The organism is Pseudomonas sp. MIS38 (assembly GCF_019891575.1).
Classification (GTDB): Bacteria; Pseudomonadota; Gammaproteobacteria; order Pseudomonadales; family Pseudomonadaceae; genus Aquipseudomonas; species Aquipseudomonas putida_A.
This window is the reverse complement of the sequence record NZ_JAFLXF010000006.1, coordinates 1-17,922: the sequence shown is the minus strand read 5'-3', so window position 1 is coordinate 17,922 and position 17,922 is coordinate 1. Positions and strand designations below refer to the sequence as shown.

General features: G+C 62.0%; 16 protein-coding genes and 1 pseudogene. 11 read left to right on the top strand and 6 right to left on the bottom strand.

Features of this window, described 5'->3' with window-relative positions; genetic code table 11:
• Nucleotides 1-77 precede the first annotated feature (77 nt).
• From J1G18_RS09145 to J1G18_RS09135, 3 genes are all read left to right on the top strand, one after another.
• Nucleotides 78-941 carry a LysR family transcriptional regulator gene (locus tag J1G18_RS09145; RefSeq protein ID WP_210557347.1) on the top strand — a complete coding sequence of 288 codons (864 nt, stop codon included), beginning with the start codon at nt 78-80 and terminating at the stop codon, nt 939-941.
• 112 nt (nt 942-1,053) lie between these two features.
• Nucleotides 1,054-2,199 (top strand): sterol desaturase/SRPBCC family protein, encoded by a 1,146-nt coding sequence (locus J1G18_RS09140; RefSeq protein ID WP_223007523.1) that lies wholly within the window; start codon nt 1,054-1,056, stop codon nt 2,197-2,199.
• Nucleotides 2,196-3,266 carry an SMP-30/gluconolactonase/LRE family protein gene (locus J1G18_RS09135; protein WP_223007522.1) on the top strand — a complete coding sequence of 357 codons (1,071 nt, stop codon included), beginning with the start codon at nt 2,196-2,198 and terminating at the stop codon, nt 3,264-3,266. Before J1G18_RS09140 ends, J1G18_RS09135 begins: the two co-directional genes overlap by 4 nt.
• A gap of 304 nt (nt 3,267-3,570) precedes the next feature.
• Here J1G18_RS09135 and J1G18_RS09130 read toward each other — a convergent pair whose 3' ends face one another.
• The gene (locus J1G18_RS09130) at nt 3,571-3,735 is read right to left on the bottom strand and encodes a hypothetical protein (protein WP_167734148.1); all 165 of its coding nucleotides are present in this window, start codon (nt 3,733-3,735) and stop codon (nt 3,571-3,573) included.
• Nucleotides 3,736-3,843: 108 nt separating this feature from the next.
• Nucleotides 3,844-4,086 carry a DUF465 domain-containing protein gene (locus tag J1G18_RS09125; protein WP_027613686.1) on the bottom strand — a complete coding sequence of 81 codons (243 nt, stop codon included), beginning with the start codon at nt 4,084-4,086 and terminating at the stop codon, nt 3,844-3,846.
• A gap of 204 nt (nt 4,087-4,290) precedes the next feature.
• On the opposite strand from J1G18_RS09125, the gene J1G18_RS09120 reads away from it, so the two are divergent.
• Entirely contained in the window at nt 4,291-4,812 is a 522-nt protein-coding gene (locus tag J1G18_RS09120; protein ID WP_097087254.1) for a DUF4142 domain-containing protein, read from the top strand.
• Between the two features lie 62 nt (nt 4,813-4,874).
• On the opposite strand, the gene J1G18_RS09115 is transcribed toward J1G18_RS09120, so the two are convergent.
• Nucleotides 4,875-5,144: a hypothetical protein gene (locus J1G18_RS09115; protein WP_098964212.1), complete on the bottom strand. Its 270-nt coding sequence runs from the start codon at nt 5,142-5,144 to the stop codon at nt 4,875-4,877.
• A gap of 250 nt (nt 5,145-5,394) precedes the next feature.
• On the opposite strand from J1G18_RS09115, the gene J1G18_RS09110 reads away from it, so the two are divergent.
• Genes J1G18_RS09110 through J1G18_RS09085 form a run of 6 tightly spaced genes read left to right on the top strand, consistent with a single transcriptional unit; the run spans nt 5,395 to nt 10,822 of the window.
• Nucleotides 5,395-6,246, top strand: coding sequence for an STAS domain-containing protein (locus J1G18_RS09110; RefSeq protein WP_096796830.1), 852 nt, complete (start codon nt 5,395-5,397; stop codon nt 6,244-6,246).
• 4 nt (nt 6,247-6,250) lie between these two features.
• Nucleotides 6,251-6,613, top strand: coding sequence for an STAS domain-containing protein (locus J1G18_RS09105; protein ID WP_095136273.1), 363 nt, complete (start codon nt 6,251-6,253; stop codon nt 6,611-6,613).
• Nucleotides 6,610-7,014, top strand: a complete 405-nt coding sequence (locus J1G18_RS09100) for an anti-sigma regulatory factor (protein WP_003225570.1) — start codon at nt 6,610-6,612, stop codon at nt 7,012-7,014. The genes J1G18_RS09105 and J1G18_RS09100 overlap by 4 nt, the downstream gene beginning before the upstream one ends.
• Nucleotides 7,011-8,021: an ATP-binding protein gene (locus tag J1G18_RS09095; protein WP_223007591.1), complete on the top strand. Its 1,011-nt coding sequence runs from the start codon at nt 7,011-7,013 to the stop codon at nt 8,019-8,021. The genes J1G18_RS09100 and J1G18_RS09095 overlap by 4 nt, the downstream gene beginning before the upstream one ends.
• A complete protein-coding gene (locus J1G18_RS09090; RefSeq protein ID WP_134786543.1) occupies nt 8,014-8,889 on the top strand; it encodes a sensor histidine kinase in 876 nt (291 codons plus the stop codon). Before J1G18_RS09095 ends, J1G18_RS09090 begins: the two co-directional genes overlap by 8 nt.
• Nucleotides 8,879-10,822, top strand: a complete 1,944-nt coding sequence (locus J1G18_RS09085; RefSeq protein WP_135295934.1) for a response regulator — start codon at nt 8,879-8,881, stop codon at nt 10,820-10,822. The genes J1G18_RS09090 and J1G18_RS09085 overlap by 11 nt, the downstream gene beginning before the upstream one ends.
• Nucleotides 10,823-11,875: 1,053 nt before the next feature.
• On the opposite strand, the gene J1G18_RS09080 is transcribed toward J1G18_RS09085, so the two are convergent.
• The 3 genes from J1G18_RS09080 to J1G18_RS09070 form a co-directional block, all read right to left on the bottom strand.
• The gene (locus tag J1G18_RS09080; protein ID WP_223007521.1) at nt 11,876-14,509 is read right to left on the bottom strand and encodes an excinuclease ABC subunit UvrA; all 2,634 of its coding nucleotides are present in this window, start codon (nt 14,507-14,509) and stop codon (nt 11,876-11,878) included.
• Between the two features lie 182 nt (nt 14,510-14,691).
• The gene (locus J1G18_RS09075) at nt 14,692-16,803 is read right to left on the bottom strand and encodes a PAS domain-containing sensor histidine kinase (protein ID WP_223007520.1); all 2,112 of its coding nucleotides are present in this window, start codon (nt 16,801-16,803) and stop codon (nt 14,692-14,694) included.
• Between the two features lie 133 nt (nt 16,804-16,936).
• Entirely contained in the window at nt 16,937-17,626 is a 690-nt protein-coding gene (locus tag J1G18_RS09070; RefSeq protein ID WP_027613675.1) for a GntR family transcriptional regulator, read from the bottom strand.
• Nucleotides 17,627-17,748: 122 nt separating this feature from the next.
• On the opposite strand from J1G18_RS09070, the pseudogene J1G18_RS27970 reads away from it, so the two are divergent.
• Nucleotides 17,749-17,823 (top strand): annotated as a pseudogene (locus J1G18_RS27970) (flavin reductase family protein); the annotation flags it as partial.
• Nucleotides 17,824-17,922 lie beyond the last annotated feature (99 nt).

Here is a 17,922-nt window from a genome sequence, read left to right as displayed (position 1 = left end):
CCCTCTCCCTCAGGGAGAGGGTTAGGGTGAGGGGCTTTTGCCTTTACAATGCCCGCACCTCAGACACCGGCCCGCCCATGGACATCGACCTCGCCCGCACCTTTCTGGAAATCGTCCGTCACGGCAGCCTCGCGGCGGCGGCTCAGAAGTTGTTCGTCACGCAGACAGCGATCACCGCCCGGGTGCAGAAACTCGAAAGTCAGCTGGGCAGTACGCTGTTCGTGCGCAACCGCGCCGGGGCGAAACTGACTGCCAACGGCGAGGCCTTCGTGGTCTACGCCAATCAACTGGTGCAGACCTGGGAAGCCGCACGGCGCGACCTGCCGCTGCTGGACGGCTATCACAACGTGCTGCACATCGGCGGCGAAGTCAGCCTGTGCAACCCGTTGATGCTCAGTTGGGCCGCCGAACTGCGCGATAAGATCCCCGGCCACGCCCTGCGCATGGAAATCCGCGACGGTGAAAACCTGTTGCGCCAACTCGAACTCGGCGTGCTCGATGCCGCGCTGGTCTATCAGCCGGAATACTGGCCGGGCCTGCAGGTTGAGCAGGTGCTGGAAGAAAAACTGATTCTGGTGCGTGCGCCGAACCGCCCGGATCCCTACGTCTACATCGACTGGGGGCCGGATTTTCGTCGCCAGCACGACGCCGCACTGCCGGAGAAGGCCAAAGCCGCGCTGAGTTTCAACCTCGGCCCGTTGGCCCTGCAATACATCCTCGAACATGGCGGCAGTGGCTACTTCCGTACCCGTGTGGTGCGCAGCTATCTGGAAACCGGCGCCCTGGAAGCGGTCACCAAAGCCCCGGAATTCGGCTATCCAACCTATCTGGTGTATGCCCGCGAGCGCGACTCGGCGACGCTGCAACAGGCGTTCGATCTGCTGCGCCAGGTAATCGCCACCGATGACGACTGGTCGCAACGCTGGAACCCGCTGAGCTGAGTCGGCCGCTTTACACCGGAGCATGGCGCAACTGACCTCAAGGTCCGGCCTGCACAAACGGCCGGATCGGCTAATCTGCCGGGTATAACAACAATACCCACAGGTGAACGCAGTGAGGCAGACCACCGAGGCATTCCGCAGCCGCTACCGTGCGGCCATTCATCCGCTGTACAACCCGTGGTTGCACGGCGCCTTCGTGCTGCTGTTCGGCGTACTCGCGATCGGCGCTTTCTGGAGCAGCGCGCATCAGGTGCAGCCGCTGGAATGGCTGAGCGTGCCGTTGACCCTGCTGCTGTTCAACTTTGGCGTGTACATGGTCCATCGCCATCTCGGCCACCACAAAAAGACCTTCGCCAAGCTGTTCTATGCGCGGCATGCCGGCGACCATCACAGCTTTTTCACCCCCGGCCACATGACGTATGACGGCGCCCGCGACTGGCGGGTGATTCTGTTTCCAGCCTGGCTTATCGTCGTGCATACACTGGTTTTCACCCTGCCGCTGTGGTGGCTGCTCGCGCAGTTCAACGCCAATGTCGCCGGGCTGTTCGGCGGCTGCATGGTCCTGGGTTATCTGACCTACGAGGTGTTTCACGCTTGCGAGCATCTGCCACCGCACAACCTGCTGACCCGCTTGCCATGGATCCGCCAGATGCGTCATCTGCACGAATTGCATCACCGCCGCGAGTGCATGCAGGAGCGTAATTTCAATATCGTTTTCCCGCTGATGGATTACCTGTTCGGCACCCTCTACTGGGAGCCGCAACCCGCCCCGTTACGCTATTCGAGATCGCCCATGACCCGCATGCAGCACCAGATCGATATCGCCGGCGAACCGATCGCCCTGCTCCGCTACGCCGCCAGCGTCAACCACTGGCCCGAGTGGCACCCGTCGTCGCTGAAAATCGACGGACCGCAAGGCCCGCTGCATGCTGGCGCGCGTTTCGAAGAAGACATTCATGCCGGCGGGCGCGCCGGCCATTTGCGCTGGGAGGTCACCGAATACCTGCCCGGTCGCCGCTGGTGCGCCAGGGCGCGCGGCGATCATGGCTTGTCGCTGTTGCTGACTTACGAGTGTGCTGCGCAAGGCGACGGCACACGGTTCGTGCGCACCCTGGATTATCAGTTCGAGGGGCTGGGCATGCGCCTGGCCAATCTGCTGCTGCTCAAGCGCCGTATCGAGCGGGAATCGGCGACCTCGATGCAGGCCCTGCGCGACATGGCGCTCAGGCACCTGACGCTGACGGGGCACCTTTCATGAAGCGCCTGCTGTTATTGCTGGTGATCCTCGTCATCGCGTTTCTGCTGCTGATGCCGACCAAGGTGCAGCCGGTGGCGTGGAAACCGCCAGCGGCGCCGTCACTGAACGAAGGGGTCTACGCGGAAAACCAGCGGCTCAAGGCCGTCCAACAGGTTGGCCCGAGCGATATCGACGGCCCCGAAGCACTGCTGCTGGAGGGCGATTACCTGATCACTGGCCTGCATGACGGGCGCCTGATCCGCACCAGCCTCGATGGCAAGGAGCGCAAGGTGCTGAGCGATACTGGCGGCCGGCCGCTGGGCCTGGCGCGGCATCCCAATGGTTTGCTGGTGATTGCCGACGGGGTCAAGGGTCTGCTGTCGCTCGACGCTCAGGGTCGATTGATTCCTCTGACCACCGAGGCCAATGGCCTGCCTTTCGGTTTTACTGACGACGTGGCGATCGACAAATCCGGGCACTACGCCTATTTCAGCGATGCCAGCAGCCGCTGGGGCTACGGGCATGACGGTGAGGCGATCATTGAACATGGCGGTGACGGGCGCCTGCTGCGCTATGACTTTCAGACCGGCAAGACCAGCGTGCTGCTGGACAAACTGCAGTTTGCCAACGGCGTGACCCTCGGCCCGGATGACGCTTATGTGCTGGTCAATGAAACCGGCGCCTACCGCATCAGCCGTTACTGGCTGACGGGGCCCAAGGCCGGTACCCATGACCTGTTCATCGACAACCTGCCCGGCCTGCCGGACAACCTCGCGTTCAATGGCAGCAACCGCTTCTGGGTCGCGCTGTACGCACCGCGCAGTGCCTTGCTCGATCGGACCGCCGGGCATCCGCGGGTGCGCAAGATGATCGTGCGCGCGCTGACGGTGCTGCCAAAACCGGTGGAGAAACGCGGGTTCGTCCTGGGGCTGGATCTTGAGGGCAAGGTGATCGCCAATCTGCAGGACGCCAGCAGCGGCAATTACTCGCCGATCACCACAGCGCGCGAGTATGGGGACTGGTTGTATCTGGGGTCGCTGAAGGCTACGCACATGGCGCGGCTGCCGTTGGCGGATGCATTGAAATGATGCATGGCAAATGTGGGAGCTGTAATTCCAATGTGGGAGCGAGCTTGCTCGCGAAAGCGGAGTGTCAGGCAACGATAATGTTGAATGGGCTGGCCTCTTCGCGAGCAAGCCCGCTCCCACAGGGGAACCGCATTCCGATGTGGGAGCAAGCTTGCTCGCGAAGGCGGAGTGTCAGGCAACGATGATGTTGAATGGGCTGACCTCTTCGCGAGCAAGCTCGCTCCCACAGGTTCAAGCGGCTGGCACAACCTTTGTGGACACCTGAAAATCCTGTGGGAGCGGGCTTGCTCGCGAAGTCGGACTGTCAGTTACCGGATCTGTCGAACTTGTCCGGATCTTCGTCTTCAGGAAGATCTTCGTCCGGCTCTTCGGGAAAAGTGGTGGTGTGTGCCGGGCTGTTGGGCTCAGGGTGAGTGGGAACCGGGTCGAAACCGCCCTGCTCTTCACTGGGGAATCTGGGTTTGTTCATGGGGCACCTCGAAAAGAGTCGCTGAGTGAAGACTCTGTACATCCGAGGTGCCGGTCGGGGGCTGCGTTCAGTCATTTCACCATTGTGAAGCGGTGAAGCGACTGACGGTCAGGATCGAGCCTGTAACTGCGCGACGATCTTGTCTTTGACCTGCAAGCGTTTCTCTTTGAGTTTCTTCAGGGTGTCATCACTGGGTGCATCCGAGGTCGCCGTCTCGGCCTTGACTACTTCGGCGTCCGCCTGGGAATACTTGTTGATCAGTGCATCCAGAAATGGATCCTCGGTGCGTTTTTGCTGGACCTCTTCCTTCGTTAGCTTCAAGTCCTGATACAGGTCATGAGTCACCGGCATGGAACACCTCCGTCAGTTGATCGGCAACCAACGCGACCGATTGCGCTGGCAGTTATCAGAATGGCCTTGGTCGGGCCGTTCTGTCGACCACCTGTCAGACCAGCGGTTGCCGTTCGTCGCCCTGTCGGAAACGCGATCAAACCTTTTTTCGCTGCGCTCCCTCCATTGCATAACGTCAACAAAAACCTGTGTGGAGATACATCAATGGACGGATTCAACCTGCGTCATCTCGTTCTGGCTGTCGCTCTGAGCAGCGGCATGGGCAGTGCCTTCGCCGCCACTTCCAACGACTTCGTCGACAACGCCGCTGCCGGTGGCATCGCGGAGATCGAGACCAGTCGCCTCGCCCTGGAAAAAAGTCAGTCGGCCGACATCAAGGCGTTCGCCAACATGATGATCACCGACCACAGCAAGGCCAACGACGAACTGGCCAGCATTGCCAAGGCCAATGACATCGAAGTCCCGGACACCACGACTCTGGTCAAGCAGGCCAAGGAAAAGATCCTCGACATGCGCGATGAATCCTTCGACGCGGCCTACGCCAACAACCAGGTCAAGGCCCACGAAGAAACCATCGAATTGTTCAAGAAAGAAGCCAACACCGTCACCGACGACAAAGTCAAAGGCGCCCCCGAACTAAAGGCCTTCGCACAGAAAATGTTGCCGGCGCTGGAAAAACACCTGACCGCGGCCAAAGAGCTGCAAGCCAAGCACCCGAGCAAGTAACCCGGGCGCTGTACAGCAAAAGGCCGCATTGATAAATGCGGCCTTTTGTCGTTTCAGCGCGATCAACCGCCGTCAGTATCGATGTCGGCATCGGTTTCTTCACCGGGCTTCGGACGATCGGGCTCAGGCTCGAAACCGGGGCTGAACTCGTTGTCGTTATCGGTGTGTTTGTTCTTTTGATCCACCGCCGGATCGGCGCTCTGCGCCTGCTCGGTGCCACCCGTGGGTTGCGTTGGCGGACTCTGTCCCGGCACTTGCGGGTCGATGGCCGGGTCGTTGCGATTGATCGGCTCTGTACCGTGGTTCTGTTGTTGCTTGGTTTGCTCGTTCATGGCTACCTCGTTTTTCACTACCGGCGCGACTCAAACCCGTCGGCCTCGTATATTCGAAGCCGCTACGGTGCCAACGTTCAAAACATCGCTGGTTTGAAGGGCGCCGACTAGAGTTACCGGGGCATTCCTTGCGCCGGATCAAAAATATCCTTGCGCACCTGAACAACTATTTTGAACGGCAAAGGTCACTGACTTCGCACCGGTCACTTTTTACAGAACCGGCCCCAATACGCTACGGAGCAACAGGCACATGGCAGCACTGCAGAACAGCACATTCGATGCGATGAAAAACAAACAACCCCAACTGCTGAGCGAATGGATCAACGGCCTGGAAGCCAGCGGCGCCACCCGCAATCTCAAAGACCATGACCTGCAACAACAGACCAGCGAATTCCTGCAACTGGTGATCAATGGCCTGCAGGATGACAACGGCACCAACATCAATGCGCCGGGTTGGGAAGCCACCCGCCAGTTCCTCGAAAAACTCTCCCACAGCCGTGCCCAGCTCGGTCAGGATTCGCAACAGACTGCCAGTTTCATCTTCGCCCTGAAGGGCCCGCTGTTTGCCCTGCTGCAAGCGCACTATAAAGAACAGCCAGCGCTGCTCGCCGAACAACTCTGGGAAATCTCCGAACTGTTCGACGCCTTCGGCATGCACACCATCCGCACCTTCCAGAAGTCCCGCGAAGCAGTGATCAAGCGCCAACAGGAAGAACTGCTGGAGCTCTCCACGCCGGTGGTCAAACTGTGGGACGGCGTCCTGGCGCTGCCGATGATCGGCACCCTCGATTCGCAACGCACCCAAGTGGTGATGGAGTCCTTGCTGCAACGCATCGTCGACACCGGTTCGGAAATCGCCATCATCGACATCACCGGCGTCCCGACCGTCGACACCCTGGTCGCCCAGCACTTGCTGAAAACCGTAACCGCCATTCGTCTGATGGGTGCCGACTGCATCATCAGCGGCGTGCGTCCGCAGATCGCCCAGACCATCGTCCATCTGGGCCTCGACCTGCAAGGCGTGGTGACCAAGGCCAATCTGGCCGACGCACTGAAGCTCGCCCTCTCCCGCCTGGGTATCAGCCTCGGCAAAGCGGTCTGAGCCGATGGAACGTATCCCGATTCTCCAAATGGGCAAGTTCCTGCTGGTGACCATTCAGGTCGACATGCATGACCAGCTTGCCCTCACGTTGCAGGACGACTTGTCCGAGCGCATCAGCAACACTTCGGCTCGCGGTGTGCTGATCGATATCTCGGCGCTGGACATGGTCGACTCGTTCATTGGCCGGATGATCAGCACCATCTCCGGGCTGTCGAAAATCATGGACGCCGAAACCATGCTGGTCGGCATGCAGCCGGCCGTGGCGATCACCCTAGTCGAACTCGGCCTGACCCTGCCCGGCGTGAGCACCGCACTGAACGTCGAGCGCGGGATGAAACTGCTGCAGGAACGAGTAGACCGGCAATGACCGTACGCAGCAGCGGTACTCAACCCATCCATATCGAGCAGGATGTCGTGCTCGCACGCCAGACCGCCCGCAAACTCGCCACCGAATGCGGGATGCGCCTGATCGACCTGACCAAAATGGTCACGGCGGTCAGCGAGCTGGCCCGCAACACCATGGTGTACGGTGGCGGCGGCGACATGGACTGGCAGATTCTCGATGAAGATCACAAGGTCGGGCTGCGCTTGACGTTCCGCGACGAAGGCCCCGGTATTGCCGATATCAAACTGGCGATGACCGACGGCTGGACCTCCGGCAGCGGCATGGGCCTGGGCCTGACCGGGGCAAAACGCCTGGTCGAGGAGTTCGAACTGGACACCGAGCCGGGCAAGGGCACGCGAATAACGATCACCCGATGGACATGAATATCGCTGGGTCGCTGACCCAGGTGCTGCTGATCGAAGACAGCAGCCAGATCGGCCATGCCCGGCGCACCGCGCAACGGCTCGCCGAGCAACACGGTTTTGATGCAACCGATGCCGGGCGGGTGGCGCTGGTCGCCACCGAACTGGCCAGCAACGTGCTCAAGCACGCCAGCCGCGGCGAAGTTCACCTGCGGCTGTTGCCGCGCCCCGGCGGATTCGGCATCGAGATGCTCGCGGTCGATCGCGCACAGGGCTTTGATCTGGACGCCTGCCTGACCGATGGTTTTTCCACCGGTGGCACCCAGGGTATCGGTCTGGGTGCCGTGGCGCGGCAGACCGAGGTCTTCGACGTGCACGCCGATGCCCGTGGCGCGGTGCTGCTGGCGCGTCTATATCCGCGCGGCGACCGCCAACCGGACTTGCGCTACGGCGTCAGCCAGCATTCGCTGCACAACGATCCGGCGTGTGGCGACACCTGGCACCTGGCGTACAACGGCGCGAATGTCAGCGCGCTGATCATCGACGGCCTCGGCCACGGAGAGGATGCCGAACGCGCGGCCAAGGCCGGCGAGCGGGTGTTCGCCGAGACCCCGTTCGCCAGTCCGGTGCTGCTGATGGAGGATATGCACCGCGACATGATCGGCAGCCGTGGCGGCGCCGCCGCGTTCGCCCAGTACAATGCCGCCCGCGACGGCCTGACCTTTACTGGGGTGGGCAACATCGGCGCCAGCCTGATCACCGCCGACAAGTCGCGCGGGCTGGCCTCGCATCCGGGCATCGTCGGCGGCCAATACCGGAAAGCCCAGCCCTTTGACTATGCTCACGTGAACGGACATCTATTGATCATGTACAGCGACGGCTTGCAGTCCCGTTGGAATCTTCAAGACTACCCCGGTCTGGTGCACCGCCATCCCGCCGTGATAGCCAGCGTCCTGCACCGCGACTTCTGTCGCGGGCGCGACGATGTAACCGTGCTGGTCGTTGCCCTGGAGGCCGCCCATGGCTGAGTCGCCAAGCCTGAATGCCGCCGAACAGGCTGCGCTGATCGCCCGATTGCAGAGCGAGACCGCGGCCCTGCGCGAGGAACTCGACGAGACCAACCAGGGCGTGCTGGCGCTCTACGCCGAACTCGACACCCAGGCGGAAGAACTGAGGCAGGCCTCGGACCTGAAAAGCCGCTTTCTGTCGTACATGAGCCATGAGTTCCGCACCCCGCTCGGCTCGATCCTCAGCATCAACAGCCTGCTGGCCGATGAGCTCGACGGCCCGCTCAGCCCCGAGCAGCACAAGCAGGTGGCGTTCGTCAGCAGCGCCGCGCGTGAACTCAGCGACATGGTCGATGACTTGCTCGATCTGGCGAAGATCGAAGCCGGGCGGATCACTATTTCCCCGGCATGGTTCGACATGTTCGACCTGTTCTCCGCCCTGCGCGGGATGTTCCGGCCGATCGTCGATGCCTCGGCGGTGGACCTGATCTTCGAAGAGCCGGTCGGCCTGCCACGCCTGTACACCGACGACAAAAAACTCGGGCAGATTCTGCGCAATTTCATTTCCAACTCTCTGAAATTCACCACCCGCGGTGAAGTGCGGGTTTCGGCGCGCCTGGAAGGCTCGGACAAAGTACGTTTTGCCGTCAGCGACACCGGTATCGGTATCGCGCCGGAGCTGCACGGTGCATTGTTCGAGGACTTCTCGCAGGTCGACTCGCCGCTGCAGAAACGTCTGCGCGGGACCGGCCTCGGCTTGTCCCTGTGCAAGCGCTTCGCTGCCCTGCTCGGCGGCGAGGTCGGGATGGACAGCACACCGGGGGTCGGCTCGACCTTTTTCGTGATCATTCCGCTGGCGCTCGCCTTGGAGAACGTCGATGAAACGTGACATCCGTCTATTGATCGTCGACGACAACGCCGCCACCCGCTACGCCTTGCGCCGGCGCCTGGAGCGCCATGACTACGAGGTGCTGGAGGCCGGCACCGGCAGCGAAGGCCTGGCGCTGATCGCGAGCGAGCCACTCGATGCGCTGATCCTCGACGTCAACCTGCCGGACATGAGCGGCTTCGACATCGTGCGCATCTTGCGTGCTGATGCTCGCACCGCGCTGCTGCCGGTGATCCACGTGTCTGCGGCGTCGATCCAGACCGGCGACATCATCACCGGCCTGAACGCCGGGGCGGATGCTTACCTGATTCACCCGGTAGACCCGGACGTATTGCTGGCAACCCTGCGTACCTTGCTGCGAGTGCGTGATACCGAAAACGCGCTGCGCGAGAGCGAGGCCCGGTTTCGCGAGATTTTCGTCAACGTCTCGGCGCCGATTGCCGTGCTCGATGCCAACCTGAAAGTGCATGAATGCAACCACGCCTTCACGCAGATGATTCAAGACAACCGCAACCCGGAAACTCTCAGCGAGTGCTTTGACCAAGACCAGGGCGCGATCCTCAACGAGTTGCGCCTGCGGCTGGTCGATGGCGAGCGCTGGAAAGGCACGTTGAACATGCGCGTACAGGGCGAGGTCCGCGAAACCGAGTGGCAGATTTCGCCATATCGCACGCCGCAGTTGAGCCTGGTATTCGTCGAAGATGTCACCGAGCATCGCCACCGCGAGCGCTCGCACCTGGCACAGCTGGACGACACCACCACACAACTGGCAAAGGAAGTCGCCGAGCGGGTGCGCGCCGAATCGCAGTTGCTGCAAGTGCAGAAAATGGACGCACTGGGCAAGCTCACCGGGGGCATCGCCCACGACTTCAACAATCTGCTGACCGGGATCATCACCAGCCTCGAACTGATCCAGAAACGCATCGCCGATGCCAGGCCCGACAAAGTGCAGCTCTATGCTGAAGCAGCGCTGAATTCAGCGATGAGTGCGGCTTCGCTCACTCATCGTCTGCTGGCCTTCGCCCGCCAACAGCCACTGGATACCCGGCCGGTAGACATCAATGAGCAGGTGCGCTCGCTGGAAGAATTGCTGGTGCGCACCATCGGCGAACGCATCACCCTCAAACTTGAACTGACCAACAAACCGGCGATTGCCCTGGTCGACCCGGTACAGCTGGAAAGCGCGGTGCTGAATCTGGTCATCAACGCCCGGGATGCGCTGCCCCGAGGCGGCAATATCTGGGTCAACACCTATGCCGCGTATTCCCACGGCGACCCGAACATGGCCGATGGTGCGTATGTCGCGCTGTCGGTGCGCGATGACGGCACCGGTATCGAGCACAGTGTGATCGACAAGGTGTTCGACCCGTTCTTCACCACCAAACCGCTGGGCCAGGGTACTGGTCTGGGGTTGTCGACGATTTACGGTTTCGCCCGCCAGTCCGGTGGCGATGCACATATCCGCAGCGTGGCACGGCGTGGCACCGAAGTGACCATCATGCTGCCGGCGACGAACGACCCGACCGGCGCCGACATCCCGGCGCCGAAGGTGGATCCGCAGGGTGCCGGCGAGCATGTCCTGATTGTCGAAGACATGCCGGCAGTGCGTATGTTCGTCACCGAAGTGCTGGAAGACGCGGGTTACCGCTGCACGCAGGCGGCGGATATCGAAACCGCGCTGGAGCGCTTGCAGAATGATCCGACGATCGACCTGCTGCTGAGCGACGTCGGTCTGCCGCGCATGAGCGGCCGGGAACTGGCGGACGTGGCGCGGGGCTGGCGTGAAAGCCTGCCGATCCTGTTCATGACCGGTTATGCCGAGACCGCGATCAATCGCCAGGTGTTCCTCGGCAGCGGCATGGAAATGCTGGTCAAGCCGTTCCAGATCAGCGAACTGCTGGACAAGGTCCGCCGCACGCTTGATGGTGCCTGACCCGTCGCTTTCGCGAGCAAGCCCGCTCCCACACTGGACTGGTGGTGATCACCAGCCTTTTGTACACCGCAAAACCTGTGGGAGCCGGGCTTGCTCGCGAAAGCGTCGGTATAACCAGCATCTCGTTGCCTGACACACCGCTTTCGCGAGCAAGCTCGCTTCCACACTGGAGCTGTGTTGATCACCAGCCTTGTGCACACCGCAAAACCTGTGGGAGCCGGGCTTGCCCGCGAAGGCGTCGGTATAGCCAGCATCTCTATTGCCTGACATACCGCTTTCGCGAGCAAGCCCGCTCCCACTTTGGGGCGTGTTGATCACCAGCCTTGTGCACACCGCAAAACCTGTGGGAGCCGGGCTTGCCCGCGAAAGCGTCGGTATAGCCAGCATCTCGTTGCCTGACACACCGCTTTCGCGAGCAAGCCCGCTCCCACTTTGGGGCGTGTTGATCACTAGCCTTGTGCACACCGCAAAACCTGTGGGAGCCGGGCTTGCCCGCGAAGGCGTCGGTATAGCCAGCATCTCTATTGCCTGACACACCGCTTTCGCGAGCAAGCTCGCTCCCACTTTGGGGCTGTGTTGACCGCCAGCCTTGTGCACACCGCAAAACCTGTGGGAGCCGGGCTTGCCCGCGAAGGCGTCGGAACATTCAGCATCTGATTGCCTAATACACCGTTTTCGCGAGCAAGCCCGCTCCCACACTGGATTGGTGGTGATCACCAGCCTTGTGCACACCGCAAAACCTGTGGGAGCCGGGCTTGCTCGCGAAAGCGTCGGTATAACCAGCATCTCGTTGCCTGACACACCGCTTTCGCGAGCAAGCTCGCTCCCACACTGGAGCTGTGTTGATCACTAGCCTTGTGCACACCGCAAAACCTGTGGGAGCCGGGCTTGCTCGCGAAAGCGTCGGTATAGCCAGCATCTCGTTGCCTGACACACCGCTTTCGCGAGCAAGCCCGCTCCCACTTTGGGGCTGTGGTGATCACCAGCCTTGTGCACACCGCAAAACCTGTGGGAGTTAGCCTGCTGGCGATGGGGCCAGTGGGATCGCCGCGGTTATTGGTTCAAGGCCCGCGCCAGAAACGGTGCGGTTCGGCTCTTCTTGCTCGCGGCAACTTTCTGCGGCGTGCCGGCGGCGACGATTTTGCCGCCCTGATCACCAGCCCCCGGGCCGATGTCGATCACCCAGTCACTCTGTGCGACTACGCGCATTTCATGCTCGACGACGATCACTGTGTGCCCTGTCGTGACCAGGTTGTCCAGCTGCTCCAGCAGCCGATCGACATCCCGCGGATGCAGCCCGGTGGTCGGTTCATCCAGCACATACAGGGTCGCGCCGCGCTGATTGCGCTGCAGCTCAGTGGCCAGTTTGATCCGTTGTGCTTCACCACCGGACAACTCGGTGGCCGGTTGGCCGAGCCGCAGATAACCGAGGCCGATGTCACGCAGCACCTCCAGTGAACGACGAATCCCCGGCTGCTCGCTGAACACTTCTACCGCCTCTTCCACGGTCAGTTGCAGCACCTGCGCAATGCTCAAGCCTTGCCACTGAATCGCCAGGGTCTGCGGGTTGTAGCGCGCGCCATGACAGGTCGGGCACGGCGCATACACGCTCGGCATGAAGAGCAACTCGACGCTGACAAAACCTTCCCCCTCGCAGGTCGGGCAACGACCCTTGGCGACGTTGAAGGAAAACTGCCCGGCGTCATACCCCGCCGCCCGTGCCTCGGGCGTGGCGGCGAACAGTTTGCGCACATTGTCAAACAGCCCGGTGTAGGTCGCCAGATTCGAACGTGGCGTGCGGCCGATGGGTTTCTGATCGACCTGCACCAGGCGCTTGATCGACTCCAACCCCGCCGTCACCTGACCAGTGCTGGCCTGCGGCGCATCGTCTTCGAGGCTGAGCTCTTCCGGCTCGTCCTCAACCAGCGGCCGCCCGAGTTGCGCGCCGACCAGTTCGAGCAACGCCTGACTGACCAGACTCGACTTGCCCGAACCGGAAACCCCGGTGACCGAGGTGAAGCAGCCCAAGGGAAATTCAGCGCTGAGGTTGTGCAGGTTATTGCGGCTGATCCCGTCAAGTTTCAGCCAACCGCTCGGCTTGCGCGCGGTGCGGGTCTGCCGCTGGCTCTCGGCAAACAGATAGGCGCGGGTCTGCGACTCATCGATCTCGGCCAGCCCGGCCGGAGGGCCGCTGTACAACACCTGTCCACCCTTCTCGCCCGCCGCCGGGCCGACGTCGATCAGCCAGTCGGCGCGGCGCATGGTTTCCAGATCATGCTCGACCACAAACAGCGTGTTGCCGTCGGCCTTCAAGCGCTGCAAGGCTTCGAACAGCGCCTCGCCATCGGCCGGATGCAGACCGGCGGATGGCTCGTCGAGCACGTAGATCACGCCGAACAGTTGCGAGCCCAATTGCGTCGCCAGGCGCAGGCGCTGCAGCTCGCCGGACGACAGTGTCGGCGTACTGCGCTCCAGCGCCAGATAACCGAGGCCCAGATCGGTCAGGGTGCTGACCCGCTCCAGCAAGTCCTCAGCAATCCGCTGCGCCGCCAGACGTTTTTCCAGCGACAGGTTCGGCGTGTGGCGCACGTCCGGCGCACTGGCGTGGCCGCTGGCACCGTGGGCCACGCGCTGCTGGCGCGCCTCGCGGGTTTGCGCATGGCTGAGGGTTTCGCCGCTTTCTTCGGCCTGCTGCAGATAGGTCGCCGCAGCCACGGGTTTCAATACTTCGGCCACTTGCAGCAACGGCATCTGCGACAGCTCACCGATGTCGTAACCGGCAAAGGTCACCGACAACGCTTCACGCTTGAGGCGCTTGCCGTCGCATAACGGACACGGGCTGCCAAGCATGAACTGCGAAACGCGCTTCTTCATCAGCGCACTTTGCGAGTGGGTAAAGGTGTGCAGGATGTAACGGCGGGCGCCGGTGAAGGTGCCCTGATAACTCGGTTCCATCTTGCGCTTGAGGGCGACCCGGGTTTCCTCCGGGGTCAGCCCGGCGTACACCGGCACGGTTGGGGTTTCTTCGGTGAACAGAATCCAGTCACGCTGCTTTTTCGGCAGTTTCTTCCAGGGGATGTCGACGTCGATGCCCATGGTCACGAGGATGTCGCGCAGGTTCTGCCCCTGCCACGCCAGCGGCCAGGACGCCACGGCGCGTTGGCGGATGGTCAGGTTCGGATCGGGCACCATCAGCGCCTCGGTCACCTCGTAGACCCGGCCCAGACCGTGGCACTCCGGGCACGCGCCTTGCGGGGTGTTCGGCGAGAAATCCTCGGCGTAGAGCATCGGTTGCCCCGGCGGGTAACTGCCGGCGCGGGAATAGAGCATGCGGATCAGGCTCGACAAGGTGGTCACGCTGCCGACCGACGAACGCGTGCTCGGCGTACCACGCTGCTGCTGCAGGGCCACGGCGGGCGGCAGGCCTTCGATGGAATCGACATCCGGCACCCCGACCTGATCGATCAGCCGCCGCGCATACGGCGCCACAGATTCGAAATAACGCCGCTGGGCTTCGGCGTACAAGGTCGAAAAGGCCAACGACGACTTGCCCGAACCGGATACACCGGTGAACACCACCAGCGCATCGCGAGGGATATCGACGTCGACATTCTTCAGATTGTGTTCGCGGGCGCCACGCACCCGGACCATGCCGGCGGGTGCTTTGGAGGTGCGTTTGGAAGTCATTAGCTGTCCCTGCAGAAAAATTAGGAGCGAAGTTGAACCCTGTGGTGAGGGGATTTATCCCCGATCGGCGGCGCAGCCGGCGCAGTCACTGCAAATTCCATATAGCTGGAAAAATGCTGGGGAGTGCTGCGCACTCCATCGGGGATGAATCCCCTCGCCACAGGGAATCGGGAATTCGCCAGTTAGGCACTCAGCACCGAGCGAATCATCTGCAACAACGCCTCCGGGCCATACGGTTTGCCCAGCAAATGCGTGTCCGGACTCAACTGGTGGTTGCGCGAGATGATGTCGCGGGTGTGGCCGGAGGTGAACAGCACCGCCACCGGTGGTGTCTGCACCTTGGCCCAGGCTGCCAGATCAGAGCTTTTGATCAGCCCCGGCATCACCACGTCGGTGAAAATCAGATCCACTTGCGCGCCGTCCAGCAGCAACTGCATTGCCACGTCGCCATTGCTCGCAGTCAGTACGCGGTAGCCTTCCTCGCGCAGCAACTCCACTGCCGAGGCGCGCACCGCGTCGTTATCCTCGACCACCAGAATGGTCTCGTGGCCGCCGCTCTGCTGCGGGTCGACGCTCGGCGTCTCATCGAGAACCGGACGCAGGCTGCGTGGAAAGTACAGTTGCACCCGCGTGCCTTCGCCCACGGTGCTGTCGATCTCGACGTGGCCGCCACTCTGTTTGACGAAGCCGAACACCATGCTCAGACCGAGCCCGGTGCCCTGGCCGTCAGCCTTGGTGGTGAAGAATGGCTCGAACACCTGCTCGAGCATTTGCGGCGCGATGCCGACGCCGGTATCGCTGACCACCACCCGCACGAAATCGCCGGCGACGATGCCTTTGCCCGCGCAAAAAGTGCTGTCCAGCCGAGTATTAATGGCACTGAGAACAATCGTGCCCTCGCCTTTCATCGCGTCCCGGGCGTTGATCGCCAGATTGAGAATGGCGTTTTCCAGTTGATTGCGGTCGACGTTGATGTGCCACGGGTCCTGCGGCAATTGCACGTCGATCTGAATGGTTTCGCCCAACGCGCGCTGCAGCAATTCGCCGACGCCGTCGAAGATCTGCCGCGGATCGCACACCGCCGGCGACAACGGTTGGCGCCGGGCAAAAGCGAGCAGTTGCGACGACAGCTTGGCGCCGCGCTCGACCGCTGCCAGCGAGGCGCTGACCCGGCGTTGCACGTTGGCATTGTCCGGCTCATGCCGCGCCAGCAAATGCAGGTTGCCGGCAATTACCTGCAGCAGGTTGTTGAAATCGTGGGCCACGCCGCCGGTCAGTCCGCCGATGGCTTCAAGCTTCTGCGACTGGCGCAGTTGCTCTTCCGCCGCCAGCCGGGCATCCACTTCACTGGCCACCCGCTGCTCCAGGTTGCGCGTGAATTTGAGCAGGGATTCTTCGGCAATCTTGCGTTCATGGATGTCGATCAACACCCCGGGAAAACGAAACGGCGCACCGTGTTCGTCGAACTCGCAGGCGCCACTGGCGAGCACCCACAGGTAGCTGCCGTCCGCGCGCCGCACGCGGTATTCGGCGTTGTACGGCTCACCGGTCTGCAGCGAATGACTGACCCGGTCATGGACCCACGCCAGGTCGTCCGGGTGGATCCGCGACTCATTGACGGATTGCGGCAGGTTGCTCAGATCCTGCTCCGGCGGATAGCAAAAGGTTCGGGCGAAACGCTCGTCGGCCGACAGCACATTGTTCTTCACGTCCCAGACGAACGAGCCGAGCAAGGCCCCGGCATTCAGCGCCAGACGCACCCGTTCGTTGTCGGCCCGATAAGCGTCTTCTGCCGCCTGACGCAGGCGCTCGGAGCGCACCAACTCGGTGGTCTCGACCACCATCGCCATCACTCCTGAAGGCACGCCGTCATCGTTGGCCACCGGGCTGTAATACAGATCCATCCAGACATCTTCGGGCACGCCATCGCGCAACAGCACCAGCTCCTTGTTGCGGTAGGACAAGGTGCCGCCCGCCAGACAGGTGTCGACCACATGCCGGTTGAACTCGGCGACTTCCGGCCAGCCCAGCTCCACCGGCACCCCCAACAGATAGGGGTGGCGGCCACCGGCAAACTGCGAGTAGGCGTCGTTGTAGATCATGTAGCCGGCATGGCCCCAGAGCATGACCATCGGCAAGGGCGAGGCCAGCATCAATTGCACGGTGCTGCACAAGCTGGCAGGCCAGGTGTCGAGCGGGCCGAGTTCGGTGAGGCGCCAGTCGAACGCGCAAATGCGTTCGGCCATCTCGCCTTTCCAGCCTTCACAACCGTGGCTATCGGATAAAAACTGCATCGATTGACTCGGTGTCCTGTGGTGTTTGCCCGATACATCGCGACGGCAGAACGCCGCGACGCCCGTCTGTTTCGAGCCTCATCGGCCGTAATGGTTTCATTAGAGGTATAGCCGATTTCAGAGCAGGCCCGGATCAGACCCCGATCAGGTGCTTGAGCGGATGGTAGCCAGTTTTCATCTTCGCCGCGACGTCGAGAATCGCCTTCTCGATGCCGTTCAAATGCGTGCAGGTCAGTTCGATGGCGGCGCTCTGGTCGCCCGCCTCGATGTATTCGATCAGGCGCAGATGTTCGTTGTCACGGCAGGCTTCATGGCTGTCGTCATCCAGTGCAGCGACATACAGCGAGGCGCGGGAAATCAGCTTCTGGAACCAGTCGAGCAGCACCGGGTTGTTGAGGCTGCGCGCCAGTTTGAGGTGGAACTCGCCGAGCAGGTAAATCAGTTGCTCGTGATCGCCTGCCGCGTGGGCTGCGTCCTCCAGTAGCAGGTGCTCGCGCAAGACCTGCATGGCGGCGGTGTCCTTGCGCCGACAGAGTTCAGTGACCATGCCGATTTCGATCAGCCGCCGGGTTTCGAACAGCGAGCGGATCTCTTCGTTGCTCGGCAGCGACACCGATGCACCTTTATTCGGCTCGGTGGTGACCAGCCCCTCGGCTTCCAGTTGCTTGAGCGCGGCTCGTACCGACGTGCGGCTGACATTGAACAGTTCGGCCAGGGACGCTTCGCCCAGCTTCATCCCCGGACGCAGCGAACGCTTGCTGATCGCTTGGTAAACCCCTTGGTAGACGCGGTCGACCGTGGTTTCCAGTTTCTTCTCGGTCATTCGAACACTCCTTTAGCCTCGGGCAAACACGGTGTTGCAGCGTTATTCGCCGTTTGCGCAGATAAGTGTGGCGCAGGATATCGCCTTCGGCCTCCTGATGCAGGGTCTGGATACGATTAGGGCGGGATGACTTCGATTTGCCGACCCGCTCATTGCAAACGTGGACGGAAGCAGCGGGCGGTGGCGAGCGGTTTTGGCGGACGCCAAATAAATCGGCTGCGAAACGCCTTTCCCTTGTGGGAGCGGGCTTGCTCGCGAATGCGCCGGGTCAGTAAAACATTTGGCGACTGACCCAC